Origin of the sequence: Streptomyces sp. NPDC051907 (assembly GCF_040681075.1) — a bacterium.
Taxonomy (GTDB): Bacteria; Actinomycetota; Actinomycetes; order Streptomycetales; family Streptomycetaceae; genus Streptomyces.
The window spans coordinates 1-3690 of the sequence record NZ_JBFAYB010000206.1; the positions used below are offsets into that span (position 1 = coordinate 1).

At 65.7% G+C, this 3690-nt stretch carries 7 protein-coding genes; all 7 read left to right on the forward strand.

What is annotated here, in order from left to right:
* Positions 1–355, forward strand: a 355-nt coding sequence (locus tag AB0M39_RS41545) for a hypothetical protein (protein WP_365374266.1), incomplete at its 5' end; no start/stop codon positions are given.
* Positions 352–600 carry a hypothetical protein gene (locus AB0M39_RS41550; protein ID WP_365374269.1) on the forward strand — a complete coding sequence of 83 codons (249 nt, stop codon included), beginning with the start codon at positions 352–354 and terminating at the stop codon, positions 598–600. The genes AB0M39_RS41545 and AB0M39_RS41550, both read left to right, overlap by 4 nt.
* A gap of 2 nt (positions 601–602) precedes the next feature.
* Positions 603–809, forward strand: coding sequence for a hypothetical protein (locus tag AB0M39_RS41555; protein WP_365374271.1), 207 nt, complete (start codon positions 603–605; stop codon positions 807–809).
* A complete protein-coding gene (locus AB0M39_RS41560) occupies positions 806–1225 on the forward strand; it encodes a hypothetical protein (protein ID WP_365374274.1) in 420 nt (139 codons plus the stop codon). Before AB0M39_RS41555 ends, AB0M39_RS41560 begins: the two co-directional genes overlap by 4 nt.
* A gap of 267 nt (positions 1226–1492) precedes the next feature.
* Positions 1493–1642 carry a hypothetical protein gene (locus AB0M39_RS41565; RefSeq protein ID WP_365374277.1) on the forward strand — a complete coding sequence of 50 codons (150 nt, stop codon included), beginning with the start codon at positions 1493–1495 and terminating at the stop codon, positions 1640–1642.
* A 1-nt stretch (position 1643) separates the two neighbouring features.
* Entirely contained in the window at positions 1644–2591 is a 948-nt protein-coding gene (gene tgmB / locus AB0M39_RS41570; RefSeq protein ID WP_365374280.1) for an ATP-grasp ribosomal peptide maturase, read from the forward strand.
* Positions 2588–3690, forward strand: a 1103-nt coding sequence (locus AB0M39_RS41575) for a methyltransferase domain-containing protein (RefSeq protein WP_365374282.1), incomplete at its 3' end; no start/stop codon positions are given. The genes tgmB and AB0M39_RS41575, both read left to right, overlap by 4 nt.

Below are 3690 nucleotides of genomic sequence, written 5' to 3' on the forward strand. Positions count from 1 at the left end.
GCAAACGGCCTTCATGGCGCGTGGCTTCTACCTGCCGATGCGGGCCGGCGACCCGATAGAGGGACGCGCCTACGTGGCGGTTGAGCCGATCCGGCATGACGAAGCCTTCCGGCTTGCCGAAGCGCTGGGTCCTCCCACGCTGCACCCCGCGTCATCGGGTGATCTCCAGGGGCTTGCCGAAGACGCCGTAACGACTCTGCGGCGGGCTCTCTTCAACGCTGGTCTCACCCTGCCGTCCCTGGGGTTGGACAGTCCGTGTGGGCACACCGGGACCGTTCTCGTGGAGCTGGGCAACGCTCGCCCCGACGTAGTCACCCGGCTTGCCGAACTCGTCGAGAAGGGAGCGGAGTCATGAGCGCGGAGCGCCCGGCGGAGACGGCTCAGGTGGTGCGACCCCAACAAGGGGACTACGCCATAGACGAGAGCGAAGAGCCGGGGCGTATGGGTCTCGTCCTTCTGGTCACCCCGCGCTACGTACAGATGCGCGAACTGACGAGCGGTGAGGAGTGGGACGCGGCTCCGAAGAACGTACGCAAGCTCTCTTCGCGCGAAGAGCTGAGCGCCCGAGTGGCCATTGCGAATTTCGGGCTCAGGTGGTGAGAGTGACGAAGGACGAAGCGCGAAGGTCTGTGGGCAAGCGCGTGGAAGATCTCAGCACCGGTCACACGGGGATCGTTCAGGCAGCGGAAGACTGGGAGAACCCGGAAACGCGCCGGGTCGCCTTCACCGTGTTCGTCCGCCCAGAGCACGGCGGTACAGAGTCGTACCTGTCGCCGGCGAACGTGCGCCCGGTGGTGATTGGGTCATGAGTGATGCCGACTACTGGTGTGAAGTCATCCTCAGCGCGAGCGGCAAAGACTTCCCCCTCAACGGCTATCAGGCCAAGAGCCCCCGCTTAGCCGTTCGGTGGATGCGTGCTCAAGCTCTTCGCGTGGCGGACCTGATGGACCCGGACCTGTCCGCCCCGTGGCTCTTCGCACCGGGGGCCCGCTTCTCACCGCTGAGAGAAGTACCCGCGGACAGACCCGACGCACCGCAAGACTTACGGAACTGGCACAGCGACTACAACGGCCAGGCCGTGGCCATGGAAACGCTCGCCCGGGGCGGGCTCGTCCGCTTCAGCGTGGACGACGGAACCACGGCAATCGCCTTCTCAGCACGCCAATTGATCGTCAGGTTCCTTGACGACTGGCGATTACGTGAAGTCGCCTACGCGGCAGCCTGACCCCCTTAGACTCCCGCTCCGACCACGTTGAAGCCCCCAGGAAGACCCGGCACACGCCGGGGCGGGGCTGCCTGTCCGTGACCGGAGCGGGGACCAACCCGTTCGGTTGCCCGCGTGACGGTAGGCAGTCGTCCGGCGAACAGCACATGCACCGTTGAAACCCACAACACGGAGGTACGAAGCATGAGCACCGCAACCGCTCCCGCTGTCCCGTTCGGAGTGCGGCACTTGGTCTCTCCGCCCCCGAACACTTCGGAAGCCCCGGTCATGACCTTCAGCGAGGCGCTCCAGTTGAACGTGTCCGCTCAGGGCAACCCGTGGCACGCGGAAGCCGCGAACAAGCCGGAGACGCAGACGGAGACCAGCAACGGGGACGGCTCGTCCCCGGGCTCCGACAGCGGAACTGACCTGTACTGACATGGGGACAGTCCTCATCCTCACGGGCCGGGACGATCTGACGGCCGATGCTGTGGTTGAGGAACTGGTGAAGCGCGGTGAGAACGTCGTCCGGTACGACACGGCCGACTTTCCTACCGCTTCCCGCCTGGCTGTCTCCCTCACGGGGGACGGCTGGGCGGGCTCCCTCACCGGTTCCCGGACGCTCCGCCTTGAGACTGTGAAATCGGTTTGGTGGCGACGCCCCAACGAGTTCATTACGCCCGAAGACTGGCCGGGCCACGCTCAGGCGCTCGCCGTATCGGAAGCCCGGTCCGGCTTACTGGGCGTGCTTGCTTCCCTCCCCGTGCGCTGGATCAACCACCCGGCACACGACTCCGCCGCGAACTACAAGCCCCGGCAACTTGCCGTAGCGGCCCGCGTAGGGCTGGACACGCCACGGACGATCATCACGTCTGACCCAGAGCACGCACGGGTGTTCATGGGCACGGACAAAGTGATCTACAAGGGGCTGGGCGGGGGAGTGCTCGGGCCGGGCGGGCAACGGCAGTTCCTTCCCGTCTCGCTCGTCACCGCGGACGACGTGGACGAAGGTGTCACCGGGACCGCGCACCTGTTCCAAGAGAACGTCGAGAAGGCGTATGAAGTGCGCCTTACGGTCATTGGAAGCCGCATGTTCCCGGTCGCCATCCACGCCGGAAGCGAAGCCGCCAAACTCGACTGGCGTACCGATTACCGCTCGCTGACGTACGAGCGTGTTGACATGCCCCCGGAGGTAGAGAAGGGGGTCCGGCGGCTCATGGATGAGTTGGGGCTCTTCTTCGGGGCGCTGGACTTCGTCGTTACCCCTGACGGGCAGTGGAAGTTCCTTGAGATCAACCCCAATGGCCAATGGCACTGGATCGCTGTGAAGGCGAACGTCCCGCTCGTGGAAGCCATGGCCGACGCACTACAGGGAGAAGCCGAATGAGTGAAGGCGGCATGTGGAACGAAGCGGCGAAGGTACTTGCTGACAAGGTGACCGCAGAAGCCCCGGAGTGGCATGACGCCGTGTGCGCCACCCCCCGGCATCTGTTGGTGCCCCGGTGGTGGGAACGCGTCCCCAACAGCCCGGCGGAAGAGTGGGAATTGGTCGCCCCGCCGCTGGGCTCAAAGGAGCACCTTGAAGCCGCCTACAGTGACAAGACCCTTGTCACCCGTGTGGGGCCGTTGCACGCCGACCACGCCCAGGCGGACGAGAAAGCAACCGGAAGCCCAACGTCTTCGTCCACGCTCCCCGGGCTCATTGTGTCCATGCTCCACCGGCTGGACCTGAAGCCGGGGCATAAGACCTTGGACGTGGGATTTGGTTCCGGGTACGCCGCTGCCCTCATGAGTCGGCACGCAGGGGACGAACACGTAACGAGCGTGGACGTGGATTCCTACCTTGTGGAAGCCGGCCGGCCGCGCCTTGCCGAATTTGGCCGCACTCCGCGAGCGGAAGCGATCGACGCGACGGGGCCGCTTCCCGACTCCGAATATGACCGCATCATGGCGACGGTCTCAGTGCGTCCGGTGCCGGCAACGTGGCTCCGGGCGCTTCGTCCGGGCGGCAAGCTCATCACGACCATTGCCCACACGGCGCTACTCATCACGGCGGAGATGGGCGAAGACGGCATTGCGCGTGGCAGCGTCCAGCCCGACCCGGCGACGTTCATGGAGACACGCCGGGAAGCGGACTACCCGCCGAAGCTGAACGCAGTATTCGGGTCCGCGCGGGACGCTGAGGGGGACGACGTACGGGCGGCAGACGGCCCCCTTCCCGACCTGTGGCAGGAATGGCCGCTCCGGTGGTTGTACGAACTGGATTCTCCCGGAACGGAGACGCGAGCGATTATCGACGGAGAAGGGCGACGCGTGGTCTGGCTTCTCTCCGCTGACGGCTCATGGGCACGGGCAGAAGAGGGCGAGAAGAGCAAGGTTCATCAGGGCGGCCCCCGCCGGCTCTGGGACGACCTAGAGCGCGTGCGGCGGAAGTGGGAAGAGGGCAACCGATTCTCGCTGCACTCCCTGAGCGTGGCGTTGAGCCC